This is a genomic window from Stenotrophomonas sp. B2 (assembly GCF_014947095.1).
Classification (GTDB): Bacteria; Pseudomonadota; Gammaproteobacteria; order Xanthomonadales; family Xanthomonadaceae; genus Stenotrophomonas; species Stenotrophomonas maltophilia_P.
The window spans coordinates 71,141-96,927 of sequence record NZ_JADCQA010000013.1; the positions used below are offsets into that span (position 1 = coordinate 71,141).

Below are 25,787 nucleotides of genomic sequence, written 5' to 3' on the forward strand. Positions count from 1 at the left end.
TCGGGACGTGATGGCGGGAACTCAGTCGTCGTCGCGCTTCAGCGCGGCGTCGGCAGCCAGCAGAGCTTCGGCGGCGGCGCTGAGTGCGGGGGAGGGCGGCAACGGCGAACCGATGGCGTCCATCATCTGCCGCATGCCCACGAATGCACGCGCGCGGCGATCATAGATGCCGGTGACCAGCAGGGCGCGCGTGGCGATCTTCTGGCCGTCGCCGACCAGCACGCGCTGCTCCATGATCACGCGCGTGCCGACCCAGCCGGCCAGGCGTGTTTCCAGGGTGAAGCGCTGGAATGGCCGGAGCTCGCGGCGGAACTGGATGGTGCCGGCGCCGACGATCGGCGCCCATTTCTCGCGCAGCGCCACCTTGCCCAGGCCCATGCGCAGGATCAGGTCCAACCGGCCCAGATCGAAGATGTTCCAGTAGCGGCCGTTGGTCATGTGCAGGTTGCTGTCCAGATCGTTGGGCAGCACCCGGAACTGCAGCCGCGACACGCCGAAAGGCGCCTCCAGCCTGGGCCGGAACAGACTGCACAGCAGCAGATGGAGCAGGCGGAACCAGAGATTCATGATTATTACGGGTGTTATAGAATCGACGGTACGCTAGTCTATGGCGACTGTCTTATCAAGGCGCAGCCATGAGTCCGCGAACGTCCGACGCTCCCCAGCGCGTGATCGATGCCGCCGCGCAGATGCTGGCTCGGGTCGGGCTGAACGCAACCAGCATCCGTGAAGTGACCAAGCTCGCCGACGCGCCGCTGGGATCCACCTACCATCACTTTCCCGGCGGCAAGCAGGAGCTGCTGGCGCGCGCCACGCTTATGGCTGGCGACAAGGTGGAAGCGCTGCTGGTGGCGCTGCTGAAGGGCGGCGCAGTGCAGGGCCTGCAGCAGTTCCTGGCGATGTGGCGCGAGCGCCTGCTGCGCTCCGGGTTCCGCGCGGGTTGCCCGGTGCTGGCCGCTGCCGTTGAGGAGCCGATGGACGCGGTGCCGAGCCAACCCCGCGCAGCAGCTGCCGAGGTGTTCGTGCGCTGGCACGATCATCTCGCCACGGCGCTCGTCGCCGAAGGACATGCGCCAGCCGCTGCGGGTGAGCTGGCCAGCCTGGTGATTGCCAGCGTGGAAGGCGCGGTGGCGATGTGCCGCGCGCTGCAGGATATCGCTCCGTTTGACCAGGTCGCCGCGCAGCTGCTCAGGGCTGTCGCGCCACCTGCGCGCTAGAATCAACGCGAACGCGCTGCTGCGTGCCCGGCAAGGACGTCCACATGTTGCACCACCTCTCCCTCGGCGTCCGTGACCTCGATGCCGCAGGCCGCTTTTACGATGCCGCACTCGCCACGCTTGGGTTTCGCCGGGTCTTCGAGGACGAGACCGCGATCGGTTATGGGGTGGTCGATGATGAGGATGCGCTGTGCCTGAAGCTGCGTGATGACGCCGCAGCGCCGGGTCCCGGTTTCCACGTAGCGTTTGCCGCGGACTCGGCAGCGGCCGTGGATGCCTTCCACGCAGCCGCCGTGGCCAACGGGGGCGCTGACAACGGTGCGCCCGGCCTGCGCCCCGATTACGGTGGCTTCTACTACGCGGCGTTCGTGGTCGACCCCGATGGCCATCGCATCGAAGCGGTGACCAAGGCGCGGCCGGAGTGACGCAGCCAGGTGTTTCGGCGCCCGCACGCTGACAAGCACAAGCGCACGCAGCAGCTCACGCCAGCGATGGTTCGCGCGGTGGGACGCTGCCGGGTGCGTCGTCGAAGTGGCTGAAACGACGACGCCGGATCACACCCGGCGCCGCCCGGGGCGATCAATCGAAACGCCAGCGCACGCCTGCATAGATGCCCCGGCCTTCGCCAGGCGTGGAGCGGGCGACATCCTTGCCGGCGTCGTCGTAGCCCGGTGTGACCGTGGCCGCGTAGTGGCGGTTGCCGAGGTTGCGCATCTCCGCCCACGCCTGCCAGCGGCCACCGGGTGCGTCGTAGCCGATGCGGCTGCCGAAGATCACGTGGCTGTCGGCCCAGTAGCTGTTGGCGTAGTCCACCGCGATGCGCGAGGCGTATTCGGTGTTCAGCGCGGCGTACAGGCCGGAGGCATGATCGAAGCGCAGCTCGGCCTGGTAGCTGTGGCGCGGCAGGCCCGGCAGGCGGTTGCTGCCGAAGCGCGCGTCGTGGCGGTAACGGAAATCACTGAAGGTGTACGCTTGGCGCAACGACAGGCGCCCCGGCGCGGCCTGCCACAGCGTGCTGTCCAAACCGGCTTCGATGCCGCGGTGCACGGTGGGGCTGGCGTTGTTTTCTGCGATGAACAGGTTCGGCACCGGTTGCAACTCCACGCTCAGCAGCTCGTGGTTCACGTGCGCGTAGTAGCCGGTCAGCTCCCAGCGGCCCAGCACGGCATCGCCGCGTGCACCCAGTTCCAGCGTGGTGGCGGTCTGGTTCTGCATCGGCACCGGCGCGCGCTGGCGGCCGCTGGACGGTCCGTTGCCCGGCCCGAAGTATTGGTTCGAGCCCCAGATCATCGACCAAGGATGCGGCGCTTCCACCGAGCGGCTGAGGTTGCCGAACCACTGTGTCTGCGCGCTGTGCTGCCAGGTGAAGCCCAGTCGCGGTGCGTAGTCCCACTCGTGGTTGCGCAGGCGGCCGCCACTGCTCGGCCAGGTTACCTGCACATCGCGGCGGATGTTGATCAACGCCAGCCCGGTCTGCATGCGCAGGCGGTCATTGAAGGCGAGGGTATTGCTGACGTGCAGTGTGCTGTCGGTGCCGTGGTGGCGGAAGTCACGCGTGCGCGTACCGGCGGCATAGCCGTTGCTGGCAAAGCGCAGCGACTCGCGCACATCGGCGTCCAGATCGTGGGTGACGCGCAGACCGATCGTGGTTTGGCTGTCCAGGCCGAACAGCCGGTGGCGGTGGTGGTAGTCCAGCGTGGCGTTGAGGTTGGCGTAGTCCAGCTGCTGGCGGTACAGGCTCTCGTTCAAGTCCATCGGATACGTGTGATAGACCAGCCCGGCCTGCAGCGAAGAATCCTCGTCGATCTGCAGCGTGGTGACATTACCGACCCAGGTACTGCCCGGCTGCGGGCGGCGCGCATCGATGGCCAGGTTGGCTGCGTTCGCGGCTCGCGGATCGTTGCGGATCTGATCGCGGGTCAAGCGACCGGGCGTTTCGTGATTGGTTTCGCGGTAGCGAACGAAGAAACGCGTCTGCAGGTCGGGCGTGATCTGCCAGCCGATGTTGGCCATCGCGCCCTTGCCGTCGCCGCGCGCATGGCGCTGATAACCATCGAACTCGGTATCGGTGTAGGCCAGGAAGTAATCGAGATCGCCGTTGACACCGCCCCAGCTGATGCCGCGTTTCTGGTAGCCACGGCTGCCCGCTTCGTAGTGCAGCTGCACGCCGGCCGAATCACGGCCGCTGCGGCTTACATAGTCGATGGCACCGCCCAGCGCCAGCGCGCCGCGCTCGAAGCCGTTGGCGCCGCGCAGCACCTCCACCCGCGACAGCCACAGCGGTTCCAGCAGTTCGTAGGGCGTGCCGCCGGGGCCGGTCAACGGCAGGCCGTCGATCGATACGGCGATGCCGGAGGCATGTGCGCCCGGGCCGCGATTGATGCCCGAGCCACGGATCGAGACCTTGGTGCCTTCGTTGCCGGGCGATTGCGCACTGATGCCGGGCTGGAAGGCGAGTACATCGGCACTGCTGGCCAGTCGGCTGTCGGCCTTGGCCACGTCGATGACGTTGCTGGCGCCGGGTACGCGCTTCAGCGCTTCGCGCGCTTGGGCGCTGGCATCGGCCGCAGTGACCTGCACGGCATCAAGGGTGGTGGCCTGCGGGGCGGCCTGGGCGGTTGAGGCCAGGCCAAACGAGACGGCCAGGAACAGCAGCGACGGGGTAGGGCAGTACGGCGCGAGCGACATGCGGAAATGCTGTAAACCATGAAAGTGGCGCGCAAGTTAACAGGTCGACGGCGCCACGTCACCCATCACCGGCGTATGGGGCTGGTGCACCTGTAGAGCCGAGCCCATGCTCGGCTGCTTTTTTTACGGAGCCGAGCATCGGCTCGGCTCTACAAAGACGGTTTCGCCAGCGCCTTCGACTTCGCATACAGCCGCTCTGCGACATCCTTCTCACCCAATGCCGCATGACACTCGGCCAGGCTGTCCCACACGTTGGCCGAATCCGGATACAGCTCGGTGTTGAGGGCGAATACCTTCAACGCGCTGCGCGCACCGAGGTTCGCGAAGATGGCGTAGCCATCGCTGTTGATCGCACGTTCCAGCTCGCTGCCGGTGACGCCGTGGTCGTCGCGCAGCCAGGCCCGCATTGCCTGTGCAGCCCCTGCGTCATCGTCCAACGCATAGGCAATCAGGCGTTCGGACAACACCGCATGCGGAAATTCCTTCGGTGCGGCCACCGCCATCGTGCTTTCCACCAGCGTGCTCGACCAGACGTTGCGGGCGCTGCCGTTGGTGAGGTACACGAACAGCCAGTAGCCGCTGGCCAGGGTGTCCTTGTACGCCAGCCGCGCGCGCACGCGGGTGCCACCATCATGACCGACCTGGGTGTAGCCATCGCTGCGCGTGGTATCCCAGCCGGTGGAGAAGAAATTGCTGCGGCCCTCGGTCAGCCTCTGCGGCTGCCAGAGCTTTTCCAGTGTTGCCGTACGCAGCAGCTTGCCGGTGGCCAGCGCCTGCAGGAAACGGTTCATGTCGCCCACGCTGGTCTGCAGATCGGCATGGCCCCAGCCGTAGTCCGGCCACGGATCTTCGTTGGCCGGCTGCAGCTGCCCATCCTTGCCGATGTACGGCACGGCCGCGCGCAGGGCTGGCACGCTGGCGACACCCCACGAGGTGCTGGCCATCTTCAACGGCTGCAGGATGCGTTCGCGGGCGATCGCCGGGTAGGGCCTGCCGTAATGCGTTTGCAGCAATGCGGTCAGCACCAGATAGTTGGCCTGCGTGTACTGCACGCGGCTGCCGGTGGCGAACTGCATCGGTGCCGAACCAGCGACCTTCAGTGCGGCGGCGAGATCGGGTGCGAGACCGTTGTAGCCGTTGCTCACCCAGCGGTTGTCCACCCGCTCGTAGTACTCGCCGATACCGGAGCTATGGTTGAGGAAATCACGCACACGGATCGCCTGCCATGCTGCGGGCAAGTCCGGCACGTAGCGGCTGGCGGGTGCATCCAGATCCACCTTGCCCTCATCGACCAGCTGCATCACCAGCGTGCTGGTCAGCAGCTTGGCCATCGACTGCGCGGCGAAGATGGTATCGACGGTGGCCGGTGAATGGGTAGCGGGATCACGTTCACCGCTGGCGCCCTGGTACAGCACCTGGCCGTTGTGTGCGACCAGTACCGCCTGACCGGCGATGCCATAGCGTTCGCGGTTGGCCTGCAACTGCGCATCCATCCGGGCCGGAAGATCGTTGCGAACATCCCCCGCCAGAGCAGGCAGGGCAACGGTCAAGGCACAGAAGAGCGCGGCAAGGGCGCGGTACATCGCGATGATCCGTCAGTGGCGATGGCGCATCTTGGTCAGCGGCGGGGGCGGGGTCAAGCGCATGGCGCCGGGCCATGCCCGGGATTGCAGGTACCGTGCCGGTAGCGCCGGGCCATGCCCGGCGACACCCGGGTCACGATCAGCCCAGAATTCCCGGCAGATCCAACCCCTTTTCCTTCGCGCACTCGATTGCGATGTCATACCCCGCATCGGCGTGGCGCATCACGCCGGTGGCCGGGTCGTTCCACAGCACACGACCGATGCGCTTGGCGGCCGCCTCGGTGCCATCGCAGACGATGACCATGCCGGCGTGCTGCGAGAAGCCCATGCCGACGCCGCCGCCGTGGTGCAGCGATACCCAGGTCGCACCGCTGGCGGTGTTGAGCAGCGCGTTCAGCAGCGGCCAGTCGGAGACTGCGTCGGAGCCGTCGGCCATGGCTTCGGTTTCGCGGTTCGGCGAAGCGACGCTGCCGCTGTCCAGGTGGTCGCGGCCGATCACCACCGGCGCCTTCAGCTCACCGTTGGCGACCATCTCGTTGAAGGCCAGCCCCAGCCGATCACGGTCACCCAGGCCCACCCAGCAGATGCGCGCCGGCAGACCCTGGAACTTGATCTTCTCGGCGGCCATGTCCAGCCAGCGGTGCAGGTGCGGGTTGTCCGGAATCAACTCCTTCACCTTGGCATCGGTCTTGGCGATGTCTTCCGGATCGCCACTCAGCGCGGCCCAGCGGAACGGGCCGATGCCGCGGCAGAACAGCGGACGGATATAGGCCGGGACGAAGCCGGGGAAATCGAAGGCATTGGCCACGCCTTCTTCCAGCGCCATCTGCCGCAGGTTATTGCCGTAATCGACGGTCGGCACGCCCAGTGCGTGGAAGCCGAGCATGGCGCGGATATGGTTGGCCATCGAGGCGCGCGCGGCCTTTTCCACTTCCTTCGGTGCGGAAACCCGCTTCTCGTCCCATTGTTCGACGGTCCAGCCCTGCGGCAGGTAGCCGTTCACCGGGTCGTGCGCGGAGGTCTGGTCGGTCAGCAGGTCCGGCTTCACGCCGCGCTTGAGCAGTTCGGCGAGCACATCGGCAACGTTGCCGAGCAGGCCCACCGATTTCGGCGTGCCCGCCTTGCAGGCTTCATCGATCAGGCGCAGGGCTTCGTCCAGGTTGTCGGTCCAGGTGTCCAGGTAGCCGGTGCGCAGGCGCATGTCGATGCTGCTCCTGCGGCACTCGACCGCCAGGCAGGACGCACCCGCCATCACTGCCGCCAGCGGCTGCGCGCCGCCCATGCCGCCCAGGCCGCCGGTGAACAACCACTTGCCGGTGAGATCGCCGCCGAAGTGCTGGCGGCCCATTTCCACGAACGTCTCGTAGGTGCCCTGCACGATGCCCTGGGCGCCGATGTAGATCCAGCTGCCGGCGGTCATCTGGCCGTACATGGCCAGGCCCTTCTTATCCAGCTCGTTGAAGTGGTCCCAGTTGGCCCAGCGCGGCACCAGGTTGGAGTTGGCGATCAGCACGCGCGGCGCATCGGCATGCGTGCGGAACACGCCCACCGGCTTGCCCGACTGCACCAGCAGGGTCTGGTCATCGTCCAGGCGCTTGAGCGTTTCGACGATGGCATCGAAGCTCTCCCAGTCGCGCGCGGCGCGGCCGATGCCGCCGTACACCACCAGTTCCTGCGGCCGTTCGGCCACGTCCGGATGCAGGTTGTTCATCAGCATGCGCAGCGGTGCTTCGGTCAGCCAACTCTTGGCGTTGAGCGTGGTGCCGGTCGGTGCGGCAAGGGTGCGGGACGGGTCGTTGCGGGTCATGCGGCGCTCCGGTTCGTAGCAAATTCAAGGCAGGCATTGAGCACCTGCGCCAGGGTGTGGCGCAGCGGTGCGGCGTGGTCGGGATCGAGCGGGGTGGGCCAGCTGTGCTCGTCCACCTGGTCCGGCAGGGGTTCGTGCATGTAGCCGCGACAGGCCAGCTCCATCTGCAGGCTGTGCACGCCGCCGGCCACGTTGCTGTAGTGTCGGGTGATCCAGCCGCCCTTGAAGCGGCCGTTGCGCACCTGGCTCATGCCGCTGATCTTCAGCAGGTTCTCCACCACGTCGCTCAGTGCGTTGTCGCAGGAGGTATCCGGTGCGCCGGACGGACCGGCGGTGCCGAGATTGAACTGCGGCAGTTCACCGTCGAACAGGTGTGGAATGTGCGAGCGGATCGAGTGCGCGTCATACACCACCACCGTGCCGTGACGTGCGCGCAGCCGCGCGATCTGCGCGGCCAGCGCGTCGTGGTAAGGCGCGAAATAGGTGTCCCGACGGCGCGCGATCTCCGCCTCGTCCGGCTCGCGCCCGGCGTGGTACAGCGGCTGGTTGTCGAAGGTGGTCAGCGGGCACAGGCCGGTGGTGTTCTGGCCCGGGTACAGCGATACCCCGCTGGGATCGCGGTTGAGATCGATCACCGAACGCGAGATCGCCGACCGCACGGTGGTCGCGCCCATGCCGCGTGCGAAGTCGTACAGTTCGTGCACCCACCAGTCGGCGTCGCGACGCGCCAGCCACGGCGAGTGATAGTCGCCGATCAGATCGTGCGGCAGCTCGCTGCCGGTATGCGGGAAGCTGACGATCAGCGGGGCATCGCCCTCGTGCACCGTCAGCCAGTCGGGGTGGGCATTCATGCCTGCGGCTCCACGGTCGGCAGGACAGCTTCCAGGCCCCGTGCCAGCGCGCCGCTGCGCACGAGCGAGGTGGCAACCACCATGTCCGGGTGGAAGTAGCGGTCGTCCTGCAGGGTCGGCACCTGCGCGCGCAGGGTGGCGCGTACGTTCTCCAGTGCAGCGCTGGAGCGCAGCGGCGCATGGAAGTCACAGCCCTGTGCGGCGGCCAGCAGTTCGATGCCGATCACATTGGCCGCGTTCTCGGCCATCTGCATCAGCCGGCGCGCACCGTGCGCGGCCATGGACACGTGGTCTTCCTGGTTGGCCGAGGTCGGGATCGAATCCACACTGGCCGGATAGGCCCGCTGCTTGTTCTCGGACACCAGCGCGGCGGCGGTCACCTGCGGAATCATGAAGCCGGAATTCAGGCCGGGGCGCGGGGTCAGGAAAGCCGGCAGGCCGGACAGTGCCGGATCCACCAGCATGGCCAGGCGGCGTTCGCTGATCGAACCGATCTCGCACACCGCCATCGCCAGCATGTCGGCCGCGAAGGCCACCGGCTCGGCGTGGAAGTTGCCGCCGGACAGCGCCTCGCCGGTGTCGGTGAACACCAGCGGATTGTCGGACACGCCGTTGGCTTCGATTTCCAGCGTGGTGGCGGCCTGGCGCAGGATGTCCAGTGCCGCACCCATCACCTGCGGCTGGCAGCGCAGGCAATACGGATCCTGCACCCGCACGTCGTTGTCGCGATGCGATTCACGGATGCCCGAGTCCTGCATCAGCGTGCGCAGCGTGGCGGCCGTGGCGATCTGTCCGCGCTGGCCACGAATGGCATGGATGCGCGGATCGAATGGTGTATCCGATCCCTTCGCCGCTTCCACCGACAGTGCGCCGGTGACCAGCGCGGCCTGGAACACGGTCTCGATCTCGAACAGGCCGGCCAGTGCATAGGCGGTGGAGAACTGGGTGCCATTGAGCAGGGCCAGGCCTTCCTTCGCGCCCAGTTCAACCGGCTGCAGGCCGGCCCGCGCCAGTGCGTCCCGGGCCGGCAGCCGCTCATCGCCGATGAAGGCTTCGCCCACGCCCAGCATCACGCTGGCCAGGTGCGAAAGCGGTGCGAGGTCACCCGATGCGCCGACCGAGCCCTGCGCCGGCACCACCGGCAACACGCCCTTGACCAGCATCGCCTCCAGCAGCAGCAGCGTCTCCTCGCGCACACCGGAAGCCCCCTGGGCCAGGCTGACCAGCTTCAGCGCCATCATCAGCCGCACCACGCTGGCGGGCATCGGCTCACCCACGCCTGCGGCGTGCGACAGCACGATGTTCCGCTGCAGCGTGGCCAGGTCTTCGCGCTCGATGCGCACGCTGGCCAGCTTGCCGAAGCCGGTATTGATGCCGTACACCGGCGCACCCTTGGCGACGATGGCAGCCACGGCGGCGGCACTGGCGCGTACCACCGGCAGCGCCGCCGGATCCAGCGCAAGCGGCGCACCGCGATAGACCTGTCGCCACTGGGCGAGGGTGACATGGCCGGGGCGAAGAACCAGGGTGTTGCTCATGTGTTGCTCCAGGAGGCAGGCAGGTCGGGCTGACCGCGCACCACGCGCGCGTGCAGCGGGTTGAATCCAATGCGGTAGACCAGGTCGGCCGGCGCGTCGATGTCCCAGATCGCCAGGTCGCAGTCCATGCCCACGGCCAGGCGCCCGATGCGGTCGCCATGGCCCAGCGCACGCGCTGCTTCGCGGGTGAAGCCGGCGATGCACTCGTCCACCGTCAGGCGGAACAAGGTCGCGCCCATGTTCATCGCCAGCAGCGGGCTGGTCAGCGGCGAGGTGCCCGGGTTGCTGTCGGTGGCCAGTGCCAGCGGCACACCCGCTGCACGCAGCGTGGCAATCGGCGGCGGGGTGGTATCGCGGGTGAAATAGAACGCGCCCGGCAGCAGCACGGCAACGGTGCCGGCCGCCGCCATCGCGGCGATACCGGCGTCATCCAGATGTTCGATGTGATCGGCCGACAGCGCGCCGAAGCCGGCGGCAAGCTCTGCCCCGTGCTGGTTGCTCAACTGCTCGGCATGGATCTTCACCGCCAGTCCGTTCGCGCGTGCGGCGTCGAACACCTGCCGCGCCTGCGCAGGGGAGAAGGCGATGTTCTCGCAGAACACGTCCACGGCTTCGGCCAGGCCCTCGGCCGCGATGGCCGGAATCATCACGTCGCAGACCTCGTCGATGTATTCCTGCGCCTGGCGGCCCGGGGGAACCGCATGGGCACCCAGGAAGGTCGGCACCACATTCACCCGGCATTCCTCGCCCAGCGCGCGTGCGACCTGCAGCTGCTTGCGCTCGTCGTCCAGGGTCAGGCCGTAGCCGGACTTGATCTCGATCGTGGTCACGCCCTCGGCGCGCATCGCCAGCAGGCGAGGACGGCTCTCGGCGGCAAGCTGGGCTGGCGTCGCGGCGCGGGTGGCGCGCACGGTGGAGACAATGCCGCCGCCCGCGCGGGCGATGTCGGCATAGCTCACACCCTGCAGGCGCTGCTCGAATTCGTTGGCGCGGTTGCCGGCGTAGACCAGGTGGGTGTGGCAGTCGATCAGGCCGGGCGAGACCCAGCGGCCTTCGCCGTCGATGCGGGTGGTCGGCTGCAGATGGGCATCGCTGCCGGCCGGGCCGACGTGGACGATGCGGCCGCCCGCGCAGGCCAGCACGCCGTCACGGAGGACACCCAGGCCCTCACCGTCGAGGGTGATCAGATGGACGTTGGACCAGAGGATATCGACATGCATGGCATCCACACTGCGGCTGTGCTTATATGTCTATACAATATAGGTGTCCATTTCGGGTTGTCCAGCCATGTCCGATTCGCGTTCCCCGTCCTGTTTCCATGCCGCCCACGCGCTGCTCGCCGATGGCTGGGCCCGCGATGTCCGCCTGCAGGTGCAGGCGGGGCGCATCGCCGCGATCGATGTGGGGCAGCCCGCGCAGGATGGGGATGCCCGGGTCGGCATCCTGGTGCCGGGCCTGCCGAACCTGCACAGCCATGCGTTCCAGCGCGGCATGGCGGGCCTGACCGAGATCGGGGGCGGCGACGGCGACAGCTTCTGGAGCTGGCGCGAACTGATGTACCGCTTCCTTGCCCGCCTGCGCCCGGACGCAGTGCAGGCCATCGCTGCCCAGGCATACATGGAGATGCTGGAAAGCGGCTTCACCCGTGTCGGCGAGTTCCATTACCTGCACCACGATGCGGAGGGGCGGCCCTACGCCGACCGGGCCGAGATGAGTGCACGTATTGCCGCAGCCGCGGCACAGACCGGCATCGGCCTGACCCTGCTGCCGGTGTTCTATGCCCACGCCGATTTCGGTGGTGCAGCGCCGAACCCGGCCCAGCGTCGGCTGATTCACGACGTGGACGGTTTTGCGCGGCTGCTGGAGGGTGCCCGTGCTGCGCTGGCCGCGTTGCCCGATGCGGTGCTGGGCATCGCCCCGCACAGTCTGCGGGCCGTCACCGGCGATGAACTGGCAGCACTGCTGCCGTTGAACGAGGGCCCGGTGCACATCCACATCGCCGAGCAGGTGCGCGAAGTCGACGCCTGCCTGGCGTGGAGTGGACAGCGTCCCGTGCAGTGGCTGTACGCGCACGCCGAGGTGGACGCGCGCTGGTGCCTGGTGCACGCCACCCACATATCCGATGACGAGCGCGCCTCCATCGTCGCCAGCCGGGCCGTCGCCGGCCTGTGCCCGATCACCGAAGCCAATCTGGGCGATGGCCTGTTCCCGATGCAGGCGTTCGCACGCGAAGGCGGGCGCTTCGGCGTGGGGTCCGATTCCAACGTGCTGATCGATGCGGCCGAGGAACTGCGCCTGCTCGAATACGGCCAACGCCTGGCGCTGCGCGGGCGCAACGTGCTGGCTGCCGATGCCAGCCGCAGCAGCGGCAGATTCCTGTTCGAGGGCGCGCTGCACGGCGGCGCACAGGCGTTGGGCGTGGCCGCAGGTCTGCAGGTCGGGGCCAGTGCCGACCTGCTCGAACTGGACGCCGCACACCCCGCGCTGCAGGCGCGACGGGGTGACGCATGGCTTGACAGCTGGGTGTTCGCCGCACGTAATGGCGCGCTGCGATCGGTCTGGCGCCATGGCCGCCAATGCGTGGCCGAAGGCCGCCACCTCCAGCGCGAGGCGATCACCACCGCCTTCGCTGCCGCCCTGCGCGGCGTGCTGGGCTGATCGCTTCCCGCCACCGAGACCTGTCACGTGAAGGCCAGCAAGTCCGCCACGCTCAACCAGCGCATCCGCAGCGACCTGGAAAGCCGCATTCTCAGCGGAGAGTGGGCGCCGGGTTTCCGCATCCCCTATGAGCACGAACTGATGGAGCAGTACGGCTGCTCGCGGATGACCGTCAACAAGGTGCTGACCGCGCTGGCCGAGAGCGGCATGATCGAGCGTCGCCGCCGGGCCGGTTCGTTCGTCGCCCGGCAGCCACCGCATCTGGAACAGGTGGCGCTGGAGATTCCGGACATCGCGATGGAGGTCGGCTCGCGTGGCCACCAGTACGGGTACCGGCTGCTGCAGCGCGAGCTGCGCCTGGCCGACGCCGGCAATGCCGGTGAAGTGGAGCTGGCCGGCAGTGAAATGCTGCTGGCGATGCGCTGCCTGCATCTTGCCGACGGCCGCCCGCTGGCGCTGGAGCACCGGTTGATCAGCCCGGTGGGTGTACCGGAGGTGCTGGAGGTGGACTTCAGCACCACCGCGCCGGGCAGCTGGCTGCTGCAGAACGTGTCCTGGACCCGGGCGCAGCACCGCATCAGCGCGTGGGGTGCGGACACGGCGTCTGCCCGCCTGCTGGACGTGAAGCCGGGCACCGCCTGCCTGGTGATCGAACGCCTGACCTGGCGGGGCGAACAGCCCATCACCCGCGTGCGCCAGGTGTTCCTCGGCGATGCCTGGGATCTGGTGGCCCGCTTCGCGCCCGGCGCGCGCTAGCGCGCACGCTTCCGCGCGTTCAGATCAATACGTCGCGCACTGCCGCCAGCGCACCGGCTCATCCACGCCGGGGCGGGCATTGAGCTGCACGCGCACCGTGCGCAGCGCGGGGTAGCGCAGGACCTGCGTGCAGACGCGCGGCCACACATCGTCAAGTTCGCCGGTGCGGTTGATCGCCAGGGTCTGCCGGGTCAGCCAGACGCCGCTGGCAATGCCGGGCTGGCCAGCCAGCGCCCGGGCCAGATCCGCCTGGTAACGGTCAAGGGTCGCCATATCCGGGTTGGGGTCGCTGTGGCCATCGTCTGCCGGCGTGGAAACGACAGCAGCAGGCGCCGCCGCTGCCGGTGCGGGCGCCTGGGAGACAGCGGCAGGCGCCGCGGCGGCGATGTCGGCGGAGGCAGGGGCGGTCACCGCCTGCGGCGCCGGTGACGCCAGGTGCAGGCCCTGCAGGCCGAGGCCGACCAGCAGGCCGACGGTTACCGAGGCCAACGCGGCAATGGCGATGCGACGCAGGGCCTCGTGGCGCGCAGTGGCGCGCACGCGCGCATCGATGTCGGCCGGCAGATAGGGCTGCAGCAATGGCCACAGGCGCGGGCCGTCCAGCACCTCCACGGCCTGCAGCTCGGCGGCACTGCGGCCATCGCGCTGGATCCGGCCTTCGGTGATCAGCACGCCGCCCTTGGCCCCGGCCAGCCGCGCTGCCGCGCCCAGTTCGTTCACCGCAGCGGTACCGATGCGATAGGCCAGGCCATGCTTGCAGGACACCCGCCAGGTATTGGGGCCATCGCTGAGCAGGAAATCGCTGCTGGGCTCGCGGGCATCCTCGGCAGGAACCTCCAGTTCGCGCAGGCCGCGCTGCTCGCGCAGCATCCGCTTGACCAGCGCGGAGAACTCCCGCCAGTGCATGCCGGCCAAGGCCTGCAGGCCCAGTTGCATCTCCTTCTGCCGCCGCTTGATCCACCACAGGTGAACGACGGCCAGGGAACAGATAAGCAGGGCCGACAGCAGGGCCAGAATCCAGGGAAGCATGCAGGGAGAGCGCGGAAGGGGCGAAAACGGAAGCAGACAGTGTAAAGCGCGCACTGCCTGGCAGGGTCAGGACGTTCCCCACAGCAAGCGTGATGGAACGCTCAGATCGGCGTTCCGCAGGCACGAAAAACCCGCCAATCCTGAAGCCGTGAGGGGAGGGAACAAACGGCAGGCGAAGCGATTGGCGGGCTGCTCGCGATTGTCAGGCAAATTTTATTGCATTGCAACAATCCATCGTCAGGGCACGCTGCCCGGCGACTGGTGGCTGCCCGGGGCCGGCGCATCGCTGCCCGAGGCCGCCCGCGTCTCCAGCTTGGCCAGGCGCGCATGCAGGGCGTCCAGGCGTGCCTCCAGCGCGGTGAGCTCGTCGGCGGTGGGCACATGCAGGCGCTTGAGCACGCCCTGCACCTGGTCGTCGAAGGCCTTTTCGACCTTGTTCCAGGTGCCCGAGGCCTTCTCGCGCGCCTCATCCAGCGAGGACTCGACGTTGTCGCGCCATCCCGGGCCCTGCTCGCTGGCGCGCTCACGGCGGCGGGCCTCCCAGGCCTCGCCTTCCTTCACCAGCCCATCGAAGAAACGGCTGCCTTCGGCCTGTGCCCGGCCCAGCGCACCCAGTCCGGCCAGCCAGACCTGCTGGGCCGAATCGCTCAGCTTGCGTGAGAAGCGTCCGGCCTGTTCACCAAAGGTGGCGTCGTCGTCGCGGCGGTCGTCGTTTTCGTAGCGGTTCATCGCACTTCCCGTGGGAGTTGGACCTGCCCCGAGAGTAGCGCGCGCCGCCGTTGCAGGGCCGTGACGGCCGCTGTCGTGGTTCAGCCCAGCTTTTCCTTCAGCACGCGCTGGATTTCGCTTTCGACCATGCCTTTCATTGCCGACAGCAGGAAGCCGAGCTTGGCGGTCACCCGCACGGCGCCCGGCTGCAGCTCGATCGCGCCGTCCACGCCGCTGCCGGAGAAATTCAGCACATCGGCGCTCCACGAGGACTTCAGGCCAAAGCGCTCGGCCAGCTTGGCGGCAACCTGTTCGATCGCCTCGCGCGCCTGTGCGTCGGGCAGGGCGTGGGCGTGGCGGACATCGATGGTGGACATGCAGGCTCCTGGCGCAGGGCGGGGTGATCAGAGAGGGCGAGCATTGTGCGCATCGATCGCGTCCGCGCCAAGCGCTCATCCGGGGTTCTTCTTCGATGCCGGCCAACCTGCTAGGCTGCGCCGCGTGCAGAACCTGCTTGTTCACTTCAGTCAACAACAACAGCCCGACCAGCCGCTGCGGCCCGGGGTGCAACGCATCGTGCGCCATGCCAACGGCAGCGTGCGGCTGGGCGAAGCAGGCAACGGCGCGTTGCTGCTGGCGCAGTTCTGCATGGATGATCGCGGCCTCTGGCTCCAGGTCGGCAACGGCATCCGCGGCATCCATGTCAACGGCCGTCCGGTACGGCGCATGGCGCTGCTGCGCGCCGGCGATGCAGTGTATGTCGATGGCGTGGAAATGGTCCTGCGGGGCGAAGCCGAGAGCCTGCTGCAGGCGCCGTCACCGGACGGCGAAGATGCCGGCGACGAGCAGCGCCTGCTGCGGGGCGTCGGTGGCCTGCACCATGGCCGCAGTTTCACCTTGTCGCGCGCCCGCGTGATCGGCCGCGGCACCGAGGCCGACATCGCCATCGACGATCCGGCGTTCGCCGAACAGCACGCGCGCGTGGAAGTGCACGGCGATCGCGTCCTGCTGCGTGACCTGGGCAGCGCCGATGGCACCTGCGTCAACGGCGTGGCCGTGCGCCACTGCTGGCTGCAGCCGGGCGACCAGGTGGTATTCGATGGCCAGCACCGTTTCGTGCTGGAAGTGCCGCGTGATCCGCGCCGGCGGCCGCTGGCGGCCGAGGATGAGTCCAGCCACGAGGCCGAACGGGCGCCCGCCGAGCCCCTTCCTCCGCGCCGGGTCCGCCGCTGGCCGTGGCTGCTGGTCAGCGCACTGCTGCTGGCTGCGCTGCTCAGCCTGCTGCTCTGGTTCGGCGCGCGCTGAGCCTGTCGTCTCCGTGCTTCGGGCAGGCGCCGGCCCAGGTCGGCGACTGCCGGCGCAGTGCCGCGGGCGATGGATTCCGATGAAACCAAATTTCCCTTGCCGCGCAAGGCCGCAAGGCTGGTGCACTGCGGCATACTAGGGATCTTGCCCCACAGGTGTGACATGACGCGCGCGTTCAACTTCAGTGCCGGCCCTGCAACCTTGCCGGAATCGGTCCTGCGCCAGGCGCAGGCGGAAATGCTGGACTGGCACGGTACCGGCGCCTCGATCGTGGAAATGAGCCATCGCGGTGCGGAATTCATGTCCGTCGCCGCCGAGGCCGAGGCGGACCTGCGCCGCCTGCTCGACATTCCCGAGGACTACGCCGTGCTGTTCCTGTCCGGCGGCGCCACCACCCAGCAGGCGTTGATCCCGCTGAATTTCGCAAGCCCCGGCCAGCGTGCCGACTACGTGGTCAGCGGCCACTGGGGCAGGACGGCGGTCAAGCAGGCCGGCCCCTATGTGGACGTCAACATCGCTGGCAGCAGCGAGGACGGGGGCTACCGCGAGCTGCCCGCGCGCAGCAGCTGGCAGCTTTCGCCCGATGCGGCCTATGTGCACATCACCGCCAACGAGACCATCCACGGCGTCGAGTTCCGTGACGTGCCCGATACCGGCGATGTGCCGCTGGTGGCCGATTTCAGTTCGTCCATCGCCAGCGAACCGCTGGATGTGCGCCGCTACGGCGTCATCTACGCGGGCGCGCAGAAGAACCTGGGCCCGGTCGGCATCGCGGTGATGATCATCCGTCGCGACCTGCTGGAGCGCAGTGGCCAGCCGCGCGCGGACATCTTCGACTACCGCTCGCACGTGGCGCGCGACTCGATGCTCAACACCCCGCCCACCTGGAACTGGTACCTGGCGGGGCTGGTGTTCAAGTGGATGCTGGCTGAAGGCGGCGTGGTCGAGTTCGCCCGGCGCAATGCGGCCAAGGCCGCGCTGGTGTACGGCGCCATCGATGCGTCCGGCGGCTTCTACCGCAATGAAGTCGCGCACGCGGCGCGCTCGCGGATGAACATTCCGTTCTTCCTGCCCAACGCCGACCTCGATGCGCGTTTCGTCGCCGAGGCCAAGACCGCCGGCCTGCTGGCGCTGAAGGGTCACAAGGTGGTCGGCGGCATCCGTGCTTCGCTGTACAACGCCATGCCGCTGGCGGGTGCGGAGGCGCTGGTCGCCTTCATGGCCGACTTCCAGCAGCGCTACGGCTGAGCAATGAACGGCGCGCACCGTCGGGTGCGTGCCCACGCAACAGGGAATTCCGATGGCAAGCAAATCCAGCAAGAAGGCGCCGAAGCAGGCCGCACCGGCCAAGGACAGCGCTGCGTCCAAGGGCACGTCCAAGGCCAGGGCTGCATCGACGCCGGCCCCCACCCAGGCGCCGCTGGCACTGGCCGACGTGCGTTCGAAGATCGACCAGATCGACCGCGACATCCAGCGCCTGATCGCCGAGCGCGCGCAGTTCGCCCACCAGGTCGGCAAGGCCAAGGGCAAGCTTGCCGCCGCCGTCGATTACTACCGCCCCGAGCGTGAAGCACAGGTGCTGCGCATGGTGGTGGACCGCAATGAAGGCCCGCTCAGCGATGAAGTGCTGGTGCACGTCTATCGCGAGATCATGTCGGCCTGCCTGGCCCAGCAGGAGCCATTGAAGATCGGCTACCTCGGTCCGGAAGGCACCTTCAGCCAGCAGGCCGTGCTCAAGCATTTCGGTCGCTCGGCGCTGGGCCTGCCATTGGCCAGCATCGAAGAAGTCTTCCAGGAAGTGGAAGCGGGCAACGCCGATTTCGGCGTGGTGCCGGTGGAGAACTCGGGGCAGGGCACCATCCAGATCACCCTGGACATGTTCCTGACCTCCAACCTGAAGATCTGCGGCGAAGTGGAACTGCGCGTGCAGCAGTACCTGATGTCGCGCAGCGGCCGCATCGAGGACATCGAACGCGTCTACGGCCACCCGCAGTCGTTCATGCAGACCTCGGCGTGGATGCGCGCCAACCTGCCCAAGGCCGAGAAGATTCCGGTCTCCAGCAACGCCGAAGGCGCACGGCGCGCGCGCAACGCCGACGATGCGGCGGCCATCGGTGGCGAAAGTGCCGGCCACGTGTACGGCCTGAAGAAGGTGGTGACCAAGCCGATCCAGAACGATGCCGACAACACCACCCGTTTCCTGGTGGTGGGCCGCAACATCTTCCCGACCTCCGGCCATGACCGTACCTCGGTGCTGGTCTTCATCCATGACAAGCCGGGTGCGCTGTTCGACGTGCTCAGTCCGTTCGCACGCCACGGCATCAGCATGAACCGCATCGAGTCGCGGCCTTCGCACCACGGCAAGTGGGAGTACGGCTTCTTCATCGACCTGGCCGGCCACATCGACGACGCGCCGATGCAGGCCGCGCTGGCCGAACTGGAAGCACACTCGGCGCAGATCAAGGTCCTCGGCTCCTATCCGGTGGCCGTGCCCTGATGCCTGCCGCGGTGGCCGCGGCCACCACCCCTTGATGCACCGCCGGCCCGCCGGCGTCTACGGAATGATCGAACGATGAGCAACGCGCAACACTGGATCGCCCGCAAGGGCCAGCCGCTGCAGGGCAGCCTCACCATTCCCGGCGACAAGTCGGTTTCGCACCGTTCGGTGATGTTTGCCGCGCTGGCTGACGGCACCTCTCACATCGAGGGTTTCCTGGAAGGCGAAGACACCCGCGCCACCGCGCGCATCTTCAGCCAGCTGGGCGTGCGCATCGAAACCCCCAGCCCGTCGCAGCGCATCGTCCACGGCGTCGGCATCGATGGCCTGCAGGCGCCCAGCGCAGCGCTGGACTGCGGCAACGCCGGCACCGGCATGCGCCTGCTGGCGGGCCTGCTGGCCGGGCAGTCGTTCGACTGCACCCTGATCGGCGACGAATCGCTGTCCGGCCGGCCGATGCGCCGTGTCACCGGCCCGCTGTCGCAGATGGGGGCGAAGATCGATACCCAGGACGATGGCACGCCGCCGCTGCACGTGCAGGGTGGCCAGGCACTGCACGGCATCGCGTTCACCTCGCCGGTGGCCAGCGCGCAGATCAAGTCGGCCGTGCTGCTGGCAGGCCTGTACGCACGGGGCGAAACCAGCGTCGTCGAACCGCACCCCACCCGCGACTACACCGAGCGCATGCTGTCCGCGTTCGGCGTGCAGATCGAGTTCTCGCCGGGCAAGGCGCGCCTGCGCGGTGGCCAGCGCCTGCGTGCCACCAACATCGCGGTGCCCGCCGATTTTTCCTCGGCAGCGTTCTTCCTGGTGGCCGCCAGCATCATTCCCGGCTCCGAGCTGCGCCTGAAGCAGGTTGGCCTGAACCCGCGTCGCACCGGCCTGCTGCATGCACTGCGGCTGATGGGGGCGGACATCACCGAAGAAAATCCAGCCGAGCAGGGCGGCGAGCCGGTCGCTGACCTGGTGGTGCGCTACGCGCCGCTGAAGGGCGCGCGCATTCCCGAAGCGCTGGTGCCGGACATGATCGATGAATTTCCGGCCCTGTTCGTCGCCGCCGCTGCCGCCGACGGCAAGACCGTGGTGAGCGGCGCAGCAGAGCTGCGGGTGAAGGAGTCGGATCGCCTGGCAGCGATGGCCACCGGCCTGCGCGCGCTGGGCATGCAGGTGGATGAAACCGAAGACGGCGCGACCCTGCATGGCGGCACGCGTCTGGGCAGCGGCACCATCGAAAGCCACGGCGACCATCGCATCGCCATGGCCTTTGCCATTGCCGGCCAGATCAGCGACGGCGAAGTACGGATCAACGACATCGCCAACGTGGCCACCTCGTTCCCCGACTTCGACGGCCTGGCACGCAGCGCCGGGTTCAATCTCTCAGATCATCGGTAGTGCCGGGCCAGGCCCGCCGAATCGGTAGCGCCGGGCCATGCCCGGCGAGCAGGCATCAGACGTGCAAAATGACGGAGGCCGAAGCCTCCGTCGAACATCACGAACCCCTCGTCCGCGATCAACGCTGCTCGGTACGGAAATCCACTGGGACCCGCACCACACTGGCCACAGCACGGCCATCCTGCATGGCCGGCTGGAACTTCCAGTTCTGCACCGTGCGCAGGACCGCACGATCCAGGTCACGGCTGCGTTCGCCACTGCGCGACACGATCGCGGCATTGGTGACGTTGCCGCGGGTATCCACATCAAGGCTGGCGATCACGCTGCCCTGCACACCGTTACGAAGCGCAGCTGCCGGATAGTCCGGCTTGCTGTTGCTGGCGAGCGGGCGCGCCTCGCGGTTGCGCACCGCCGGCACTGCCTTGCGCTCGCTCGTGGCCGGCGTGGCCTGTCGTGCGGCAGGCGGTGCCGTTTCGGCAACAGGCGTCTGTTCGGTGGCTGGTAGCATGCGCTCGCCGACCGGTGCAGGCGCCACCTCATCCGGTCCGGAATAGCGCAGCCAGAGCAGCGCGGCCGCGAACATCGCCACGATCAGCGCGACCCACAGCCAAGGCGATGTGGCCCGGCGCGGCGTACCGTCCTTCTGCATCTGCGGCGAATGAAGGTCTTCATGGGTGGTGACAGTCATCGCAAACTCCTTACGTCGGTTGACGACGTGCCGAGTGTTGCCCGAGGCCACGAAGAAAAGTGTCAGTGTTGCGTCAACGCAACCGGGAGGGTTCAGTTTGCCTTCCGGTATGCGTTCAGTTACTGCGTCTTGAAGTCGAACGGCACTTCAATGGTGCCCGGCACCGCCTGCCCGTTGCTCTGCGCCGGGGTGAAGCGCCAGCGGCGCACCGCGTCGGTCGCTGCGCGGTCCAGGTCACGCGAGCCGCTGCGCTGGATGACGGCGACGTTGTTCGGATAGCCCGTAGCGTCCACCTCTACCCGCACCACCACACTGCCGGTTTCGCCCGCACGCAGTGCGGCGGCTGGATAGGCCGGCGGCGGCGATTGGCCCGCGATCGGCATGGGCTGGCTGCCGCCACCGGCGACCGGCACGGTGCCGGGCGCAGCGGGTGCCGGTTCAGCCATTGCAGGCGGCGGGGGCGGAGCGGTTTCCACCAGCTTCGGGGCGTCTTCCGGTGCCGGCGCCGGCTTGGCGTCGGGCATGTCGCTGGACCCGGCTGCCGCCGGCAGGGGTTCCGGCAGAGGCTCCACCTGGGCGGTTTCCTGCGGCGTCTGTGCCGCAGGGTCGGCGCGGAAGAATTCCTTGTCGCGGCCGGTCAGCCAGACCACCACGAACAGCAGCACCCCCACGCCGAAAGCGATGCCGGCGATCTTCAGGGCGTTGCGCGGAATATGCACAGTGAACGACTTGGCGGACGACGAGCGGGGTGCAGACATGGACCGGACCAGTACGGAATAGCCCGATTTTGCCACGGCCCGAATGAACCGGGCGGCAGAAATCCGCATAACAGGCGATAATCCCGGTCCTGACACCCACCACGACACCTGCCATGCTTGATCCAGCCCTGCTCCGCCACCAGCCCGCCGACCTCGCCGAACGCCTGCGCACCAGCCGCGGCTTCGAGCTCGACGTGTCTGCCCTGGAGTCCCTGGAGGCCGATCGCAAGCGCATCCAGGTGCGGACCCAGGAGCTGCAGAGCCTGCGCAACAGCCGCTCCAAGGCCATCGGCCAGGCCAAGGCCAAGGGCGAGGACGTCTCGGCCATCATGGCCGAGGTCGCCGCCTTCGCCGACGAACTGAAGGCCTCGGAAGTGGCGCTGGACGAGCTGCGCGAGAAGATCGAAGCAATCTCGCTGGGTATTCCGAACATTCCGGCCGACGACGTACCGGCCGGTGCCGACGAGAACGACAACGTCGAGCAGGCGCGCTGGGGTACCCCGCGCCAGTTCGATTTCAAGGTGCTGGACCACGTCGAACTGGGCGCCCGCAACGGCTGGCTGGATGGCGAAACCGCCGCCAAGCTGTCCGGTTCGCGCTTCACCGTGCTGCGTGGCCCGATCGCGCGCCTGCACCGTGCGCTGGCCCAGTTCATGGTCGATCTGCACACGGGCGAACACGGCTACGAGGAAACCAACGTACCGCTGCTGGTCAACGCCGAATCGCTGCGCGGCACCAGCCAGCTGCCGAAGTTCGAGGATGACCTGTTCAAGACGGCCGTCGGCGAGTCCACGCGCTACCTGATCCCCACCTCGGAAGTGCCGCTGACCAACATCGTGCGCGACGAGATCGTCGACGCCGAGCGCCTGCCGCTGCGCATGACCGCGCATTCGATGTGCTTCCGTGCCGAGGCGGGCAGCGGCGGCCGCGACGTGCGCGGCATGATCCGCCAGCATCAGTTCGAGAAGGTCGAGCTGGTCTCGATCTGCCAGCCGGAAGACAGCGAGGCCGAGCACCAGCGCATGACCCGCTGTGCGGAAGTCGTGCTGGAAAAGCTGGGCCTGCCGTACCGCAAGGTGCTGCTGTGCACCGGCGACATGGGCTTCTCGGCCATCAAGACCTACGACCTGGAAGTCTGGCTGCCGTCGCAGGAGACCTACCGCGAGATCTCCTCGTGCTCGAACTGTGGTGACTTCCAGGCCCGCCGCATGCAGGCGCGCTGGCGCAATCCGGCCACCGGCAAGCCCGAGCTGGTGCACACCCTGAACGGCTCGGGCGTAGCGGTCGGCCGCGCGATGATCGCGGTGATGGAGAACTACCAGAACGCCGACGGCAGCATCACCGTGCCGGAAGCGCTGCGCCCGTACATGGGTGGGCTGGAAACCATCGCCTGACAACCGGCTCAGGTGGGTGCCATGCTTGCATGGCACCGAATCCACGCATGGCGTGGATCTGCAATGCGGCTACATCCACGCCCTGCGTGGATGAGCCCCGCGATCACTCCACAACCCGCACCTTCTCCAACGGCACCCATCCCGCTTCGCTCGCCCCGGGCATGCACCACGCCCAACCATTCAGTGTGCGCAGCCGGCGCAGCCTCTGCCCCGGATTCACATCCAGCTCCCGCGCGCAGTAATCCGCGGTGGCAAGCGCGTCACCCTGCGCATCGCGACCGATCACCGGTGCCGGCACGAATCCAGGCTGCTGCCCCTCGGCCTGGCACAGGAACCCGTCCTCCCAGCCCTCCGGGCCTTCATAGCGCTCGCCTACCACCAGCGCCTGGCCGCGGAGCAGGGTGATCGGGTGTGGGAATTCGCTGCGGTGCGTGGTCGTCACGATGTAGTTCATGGCCCACTGTACCGTCTCCGCCGGGCATGGCCCGGCGCTACCACACCGTTCGGGTACGGCCCGGTGTCAGCACACCGATCGGGTAGCGCCGGGCCATGCCCGGCGGGCGGGAACCGGGCCCCAAAAAAAAGGCCCCGCATTGCGGGGCCGCCGGGGTGGGCCGGGAGGGGGGAGGGGAATCCCGGCCCGCGTTCAACGCCCAGACGAGGAGAGAGGGGCGCTGAACGCTGGAACGCGTTACGCCGCTGCCGCTTCCGCCGCCTCATGCGAGGGCAGTGCAGCCAGTGCACCGGCAATGGCGTCTTCGCGGTGCTGCGGCGAGTAGGCGATGCCCTCGGCACGCACGAACTCGACCTCATTGATGCCCATGAAGGCGAACACCTGGCGCAGGAACGGCTCCTGGAAGTCGGCCGGCGAATCGGTGTAGATGCCGCCACGGCTGCTGGCGATGATCACCCGCTTGCCACCGGCCAGACCCACCGGGCCATTCTCGGTGTACTTGAAGGTACGCCCGGCCACGGCCACGCGGTCGATCCAGGCCTTCAGGGTGGACGGGATACTGAAGTTGTACATCGGCGCGCCGATCACCACGACGTCGGCATCGAGGAACTGCTGCATCACCTGTTCAGCATCGGTCGCCTCGGCCGCATCGGTCTTGGCCAGCGAGCTGCTGCGCAGATGCGGTACCGGATTGGCGTCAAGATCGCGATAATCGACCTGCAGGCCGTCGATCTGGTCCTTGAACCGGGCCACCACCGCCGCCGACAGCTGGCGGGAGACGGAATTGTCGCCAAGCACGCTGGCGTCGAGATGCAGAAGCTTCATGGCAGTCACCTATGTTCTGGAAGGAAGGGCGGGTTTGCCGCCGACGGAGAGAACGATAGGTTGTTGCAAAGGCGGAATAAAGGTGGTTGAATGCCACGTATTGTTCTAGATATGGAACTCGGGTATGCATGACCTGAATGATCTGTACTACTTCGCGATGGTGGTCGACCACGGCGGGTTCGCCGCGGCCGAGCGCGCCCTGGGCATCCCCAAGTCACGCCTGAGCCGCCGCATCAGCCAGCTGGAGACCGACCTGGGCGTGCGCCTGCTGCAGCGCTCCACGCGCCGCTTCGCGGTCACCGATGTCGGCACCAGCGTGCACCGTCACGCCCAGACCATGCTGGCCGAAGCACAGGCCGCACGCGAAGTGGTGGACCGCCTCAGTGCGGAGCCGCGCGGCGTGGTCCGCGCCAGCGTGCCGGTGTCGTTGGCGCAGATGCAGCTGCCCAAGCTGCTGCCCAAGTTCCTCGAGCAGTACCCGAAGGTGCGGCTGCAGCTGAACATCAGCAACCGCCGCGTGGACATCATCAACGAAGGCTACGACGTCGCCCTGCGCGTGCGCTCGCGCCTGGACGATGACGGCAGCCTGGTGATGCGCAGCTTCGGCCAGGTGCAGGAACTGCTGGTAGCCAGCCCGAAGTACCTGGACCGCGCCGGCCGCCCGAAGGAGCCCGAAGAGCTGACCCAGCACGTCACCCTCAGCATCAGCGAGGACGAAGCGCGCCAGCGCTGGGAACTGCATGGCCCGGAAGGCGAAGTGCGGCGGGTGGACCTGCAGCCGCGCGTGGCCGGCTTCGACTTCCCGCTGCTGCAGAGCATGGTCAAGGACGGTTTCGGCATCACCATGCTGCCGGAGACCGTGTGCGCCGATGCCGTGCGCAATGGCGAACTGGAAGTGGTGCTGCCGGACTGGTCGCTGCCACAGGGCGTGTGCCACGCCGTGTTCGCCTCGCGTCGCGGCCTGCTGCCGGCGGTGCGCGTGTTCATCGATTTCCTGGCCGAGCACCTGCCGCCGCAGCTGGAGGCCTCGCGCCTGCATTGCGACGGCGCCTGCGAGAAGGCCAAGGAACGCATCAAGGCCAGCGCGCTGGGTGCGCTGGCGGTGGATGCGGGCTGAGCCTGGAGCGGTAACGCCGGGCCAGACCCGGCCGCGACGACGGTCTTGGGCAAATCGCCCGGCCGTGCGAGAATGCTTGCCCGGCCAGCAGTGCCGGGCCGATACGGAGAGATGGCCGAGCGGTTTAAGGCACCGGTCTTGAAAACCGGCGAAGGGTTAAACCTTCCGTGGGTTCGAATCCCACTCTCTCCGCCAGTCATTGATAAGTGGCTGAATCTAAATAGAAATATGCCTGCGTCTTTGCGACGCGGAAATCATGCAGAGGCGAGAGTCGCGTGCCCATCCCTCATCATTTGAGTCGGTTTGAGACTGGCCGCTGGTCCTCCGTCCAGCGTGTCTTCGTTGACGCCCAAAGCATGCTCGGCTGCCGACTGATCAGCGAACCCTTCGAATGCATTGCGTGGCTCGGGCCCACGGGCGTGCAGTCGCGCAGGGCGCAGGCTCAGCTCGCCTCGTCGCACAGTTGAGGGATCAACGCGTGATAAAGCTCGGAAAAATGGATTCTGGCCTCCTCATTTCGTT

Annotated in this window: 24 protein-coding genes and 1 tRNA gene; 11 read left to right on the forward strand and 14 right to left on the reverse strand. The window is 67.7% G+C overall.

The genetic code is table 11. The features are described from left to right. Positions 1 to 21: 21 nt before the first annotated feature. The gene (locus IMX13_RS15260; protein ID WP_193396660.1) at positions 22 to 567 is read right to left on the reverse strand and encodes a thioesterase family protein; all 546 of its coding nucleotides are present in this window, start codon (positions 565 to 567) and stop codon (positions 22 to 24) included. A 68-nt stretch (positions 568 to 635) separates the two neighbouring features. Here IMX13_RS15260 and IMX13_RS15265 point away from each other — a divergent pair, with 68 nt between their 5' ends. Then, a complete protein-coding gene (locus tag IMX13_RS15265) occupies positions 636 to 1,217 on the forward strand; it encodes a TetR/AcrR family transcriptional regulator (RefSeq protein ID WP_128987783.1) in 582 nt (193 codons plus the stop codon). Positions 1,218 to 1,261: 44 nt separating this feature from the next. Beyond that, positions 1,262 to 1,642: a VOC family protein gene (locus tag IMX13_RS15270; RefSeq protein ID WP_193396661.1), complete on the forward strand. Its 381-nt coding sequence runs from the start codon at positions 1,262 to 1,264 to the stop codon at positions 1,640 to 1,642. 154 nt (positions 1,643 to 1,796) lie between these two features. Here IMX13_RS15270 and IMX13_RS15275 read toward each other — a convergent pair whose 3' ends face one another. From IMX13_RS15275 to hutI, 6 genes are all read right to left on the reverse strand, one after another. Continuing rightward, positions 1,797 to 3,905, reverse strand: coding sequence for a TonB-dependent receptor (locus IMX13_RS15275; RefSeq protein ID WP_193396662.1), 2,109 nt, complete (start codon positions 3,903 to 3,905; stop codon positions 1,797 to 1,799). A 149-nt stretch (positions 3,906 to 4,054) separates the two neighbouring features. Further along, complete coding sequence (locus IMX13_RS15280; protein WP_193396663.1) at positions 4,055 to 5,488, reverse strand: serine hydrolase domain-containing protein; 1,434 nt, start codon at positions 5,486 to 5,488, stop codon at positions 4,055 to 4,057. Positions 5,489 to 5,627: 139 nt separating this feature from the next. Next, entirely contained in the window at positions 5,628 to 7,295 is a 1,668-nt protein-coding gene (hutU, locus tag IMX13_RS15285) for a urocanate hydratase (protein WP_065182885.1), read from the reverse strand. Continuing rightward, complete coding sequence (gene hutG / locus IMX13_RS15290) at positions 7,292 to 8,146, reverse strand: N-formylglutamate deformylase (RefSeq protein ID WP_193396664.1); 855 nt, start codon at positions 8,144 to 8,146, stop codon at positions 7,292 to 7,294. The genes hutU and hutG overlap by 4 nt, the downstream gene beginning before the upstream one ends. Next, positions 8,143 to 9,684, reverse strand: coding sequence for a histidine ammonia-lyase (gene hutH / locus IMX13_RS15295; protein ID WP_053515500.1), 1,542 nt, complete (start codon positions 9,682 to 9,684; stop codon positions 8,143 to 8,145). Before hutH ends, hutG begins: the two co-directional genes overlap by 4 nt. Next, positions 9,681 to 10,904 carry an imidazolonepropionase gene (gene hutI / locus IMX13_RS15300; protein WP_193396665.1) on the reverse strand — a complete coding sequence of 408 codons (1,224 nt, stop codon included), beginning with the start codon at positions 10,902 to 10,904 and terminating at the stop codon, positions 9,681 to 9,683. The genes hutH and hutI overlap by 4 nt, the downstream gene beginning before the upstream one ends. A gap of 67 nt (positions 10,905 to 10,971) precedes the next feature. Between hutI and IMX13_RS15305 the strand changes: the two genes are divergently transcribed. Next, positions 10,972 to 12,342, forward strand: a complete 1,371-nt coding sequence (locus IMX13_RS15305) for a formimidoylglutamate deiminase (protein ID WP_193396666.1) — start codon at positions 10,972 to 10,974, stop codon at positions 12,340 to 12,342. 27 nt (positions 12,343 to 12,369) lie between these two features. After that, the gene (hutC, locus tag IMX13_RS15310; RefSeq protein ID WP_053515504.1) at positions 12,370 to 13,098 is read left to right on the forward strand and encodes a histidine utilization repressor; all 729 of its coding nucleotides are present in this window, start codon (positions 12,370 to 12,372) and stop codon (positions 13,096 to 13,098) included. A 24-nt stretch (positions 13,099 to 13,122) separates the two neighbouring features. Here hutC and IMX13_RS15315 read toward each other — a convergent pair whose 3' ends face one another. The 3 genes from IMX13_RS15315 to IMX13_RS15325 all read right to left on the reverse strand — a co-directional run bounded on the left by IMX13_RS15315 (position 13,123) and on the right by IMX13_RS15325 (position 15,212). After that, entirely contained in the window at positions 13,123 to 14,127 is a 1,005-nt protein-coding gene (locus IMX13_RS15315; protein ID WP_193396667.1) for a restriction endonuclease, read from the reverse strand. A gap of 237 nt (positions 14,128 to 14,364) precedes the next feature. Next, positions 14,365 to 14,856, reverse strand: a complete 492-nt coding sequence (locus IMX13_RS15320) for a phasin family protein (protein WP_053515508.1) — start codon at positions 14,854 to 14,856, stop codon at positions 14,365 to 14,367. A gap of 80 nt (positions 14,857 to 14,936) precedes the next feature. After that, a complete protein-coding gene (locus tag IMX13_RS15325; protein WP_053515509.1) occupies positions 14,937 to 15,212 on the reverse strand; it encodes a polyhydroxyalkanoic acid system family protein in 276 nt (91 codons plus the stop codon). Between the two features lie 124 nt (positions 15,213 to 15,336). On the opposite strand from IMX13_RS15325, the gene IMX13_RS15330 reads away from it, so the two are divergent. The 4 genes from IMX13_RS15330 to aroA all read left to right on the forward strand — a co-directional run bounded on the left by IMX13_RS15330 (position 15,337) and on the right by aroA (position 20,029). Further along, positions 15,337 to 16,140 (forward strand): FHA domain-containing protein, encoded by an 804-nt coding sequence (locus IMX13_RS15330; RefSeq protein WP_065176024.1) that lies wholly within the window; start codon positions 15,337 to 15,339, stop codon positions 16,138 to 16,140. A gap of 162 nt (positions 16,141 to 16,302) precedes the next feature. Then, complete coding sequence (gene serC / locus IMX13_RS15335) at positions 16,303 to 17,388, forward strand: 3-phosphoserine/phosphohydroxythreonine transaminase (protein WP_193396668.1); 1,086 nt, start codon at positions 16,303 to 16,305, stop codon at positions 17,386 to 17,388. 52 nt (positions 17,389 to 17,440) lie between these two features. After that, positions 17,441 to 18,637 carry a prephenate dehydratase gene (gene pheA / locus IMX13_RS15340; RefSeq protein ID WP_053515513.1) on the forward strand — a complete coding sequence of 399 codons (1,197 nt, stop codon included), beginning with the start codon at positions 17,441 to 17,443 and terminating at the stop codon, positions 18,635 to 18,637. Between the two features lie 75 nt (positions 18,638 to 18,712). Further along, a complete protein-coding gene (gene aroA, locus IMX13_RS15345; RefSeq protein WP_193396669.1) occupies positions 18,713 to 20,029 on the forward strand; it encodes a 3-phosphoshikimate 1-carboxyvinyltransferase in 1,317 nt (438 codons plus the stop codon). A gap of 118 nt (positions 20,030 to 20,147) precedes the next feature. On the opposite strand, the gene IMX13_RS15350 is transcribed toward aroA, so the two are convergent. Continuing rightward, complete coding sequence (locus IMX13_RS15350; RefSeq protein WP_193396670.1) at positions 20,148 to 20,717, reverse strand: energy transducer TonB; 570 nt, start codon at positions 20,715 to 20,717, stop codon at positions 20,148 to 20,150. Positions 20,718 to 20,836: 119 nt separating this feature from the next. Beyond that, positions 20,837 to 21,475 (reverse strand): energy transducer TonB, encoded by a 639-nt coding sequence (locus IMX13_RS15355; protein ID WP_193396671.1) that lies wholly within the window; start codon positions 21,473 to 21,475, stop codon positions 20,837 to 20,839. 113 nt (positions 21,476 to 21,588) lie between these two features. On the opposite strand from IMX13_RS15355, the gene serS reads away from it, so the two are divergent. Then, a complete protein-coding gene (gene serS, locus IMX13_RS15360; protein WP_111186122.1) occupies positions 21,589 to 22,869 on the forward strand; it encodes a serine--tRNA ligase in 1,281 nt (426 codons plus the stop codon). A 103-nt stretch (positions 22,870 to 22,972) separates the two neighbouring features. Here the strand turns inward: serS and IMX13_RS15365 are convergent, their stop codons facing one another. Both IMX13_RS15365 and IMX13_RS15370 read right to left on the reverse strand, forming a co-directional pair. Further along, entirely contained in the window at positions 22,973 to 23,323 is a 351-nt protein-coding gene (locus IMX13_RS15365; protein ID WP_193396672.1) for a ligand-binding protein SH3, read from the reverse strand. Positions 23,324 to 23,560: 237 nt separating this feature from the next. Further along, positions 23,561 to 24,148, reverse strand: coding sequence for an NAD(P)H-dependent oxidoreductase (locus tag IMX13_RS15370; protein ID WP_074899233.1), 588 nt, complete (start codon positions 24,146 to 24,148; stop codon positions 23,561 to 23,563). Positions 24,149 to 24,272: 124 nt separating this feature from the next. Between IMX13_RS15370 and IMX13_RS15375 the strand changes: the two genes are divergently transcribed. Further along, entirely contained in the window at positions 24,273 to 25,265 is a 993-nt protein-coding gene (locus tag IMX13_RS15375; protein ID WP_053520355.1) for a LysR family transcriptional regulator, read from the forward strand. Positions 25,266 to 25,370: 105 nt separating this feature from the next. Continuing rightward, a tRNA-Ser gene (locus tag IMX13_RS15380) sits at positions 25,371 to 25,460 on the forward strand. Positions 25,461 to 25,787 lie beyond the last annotated feature (327 nt).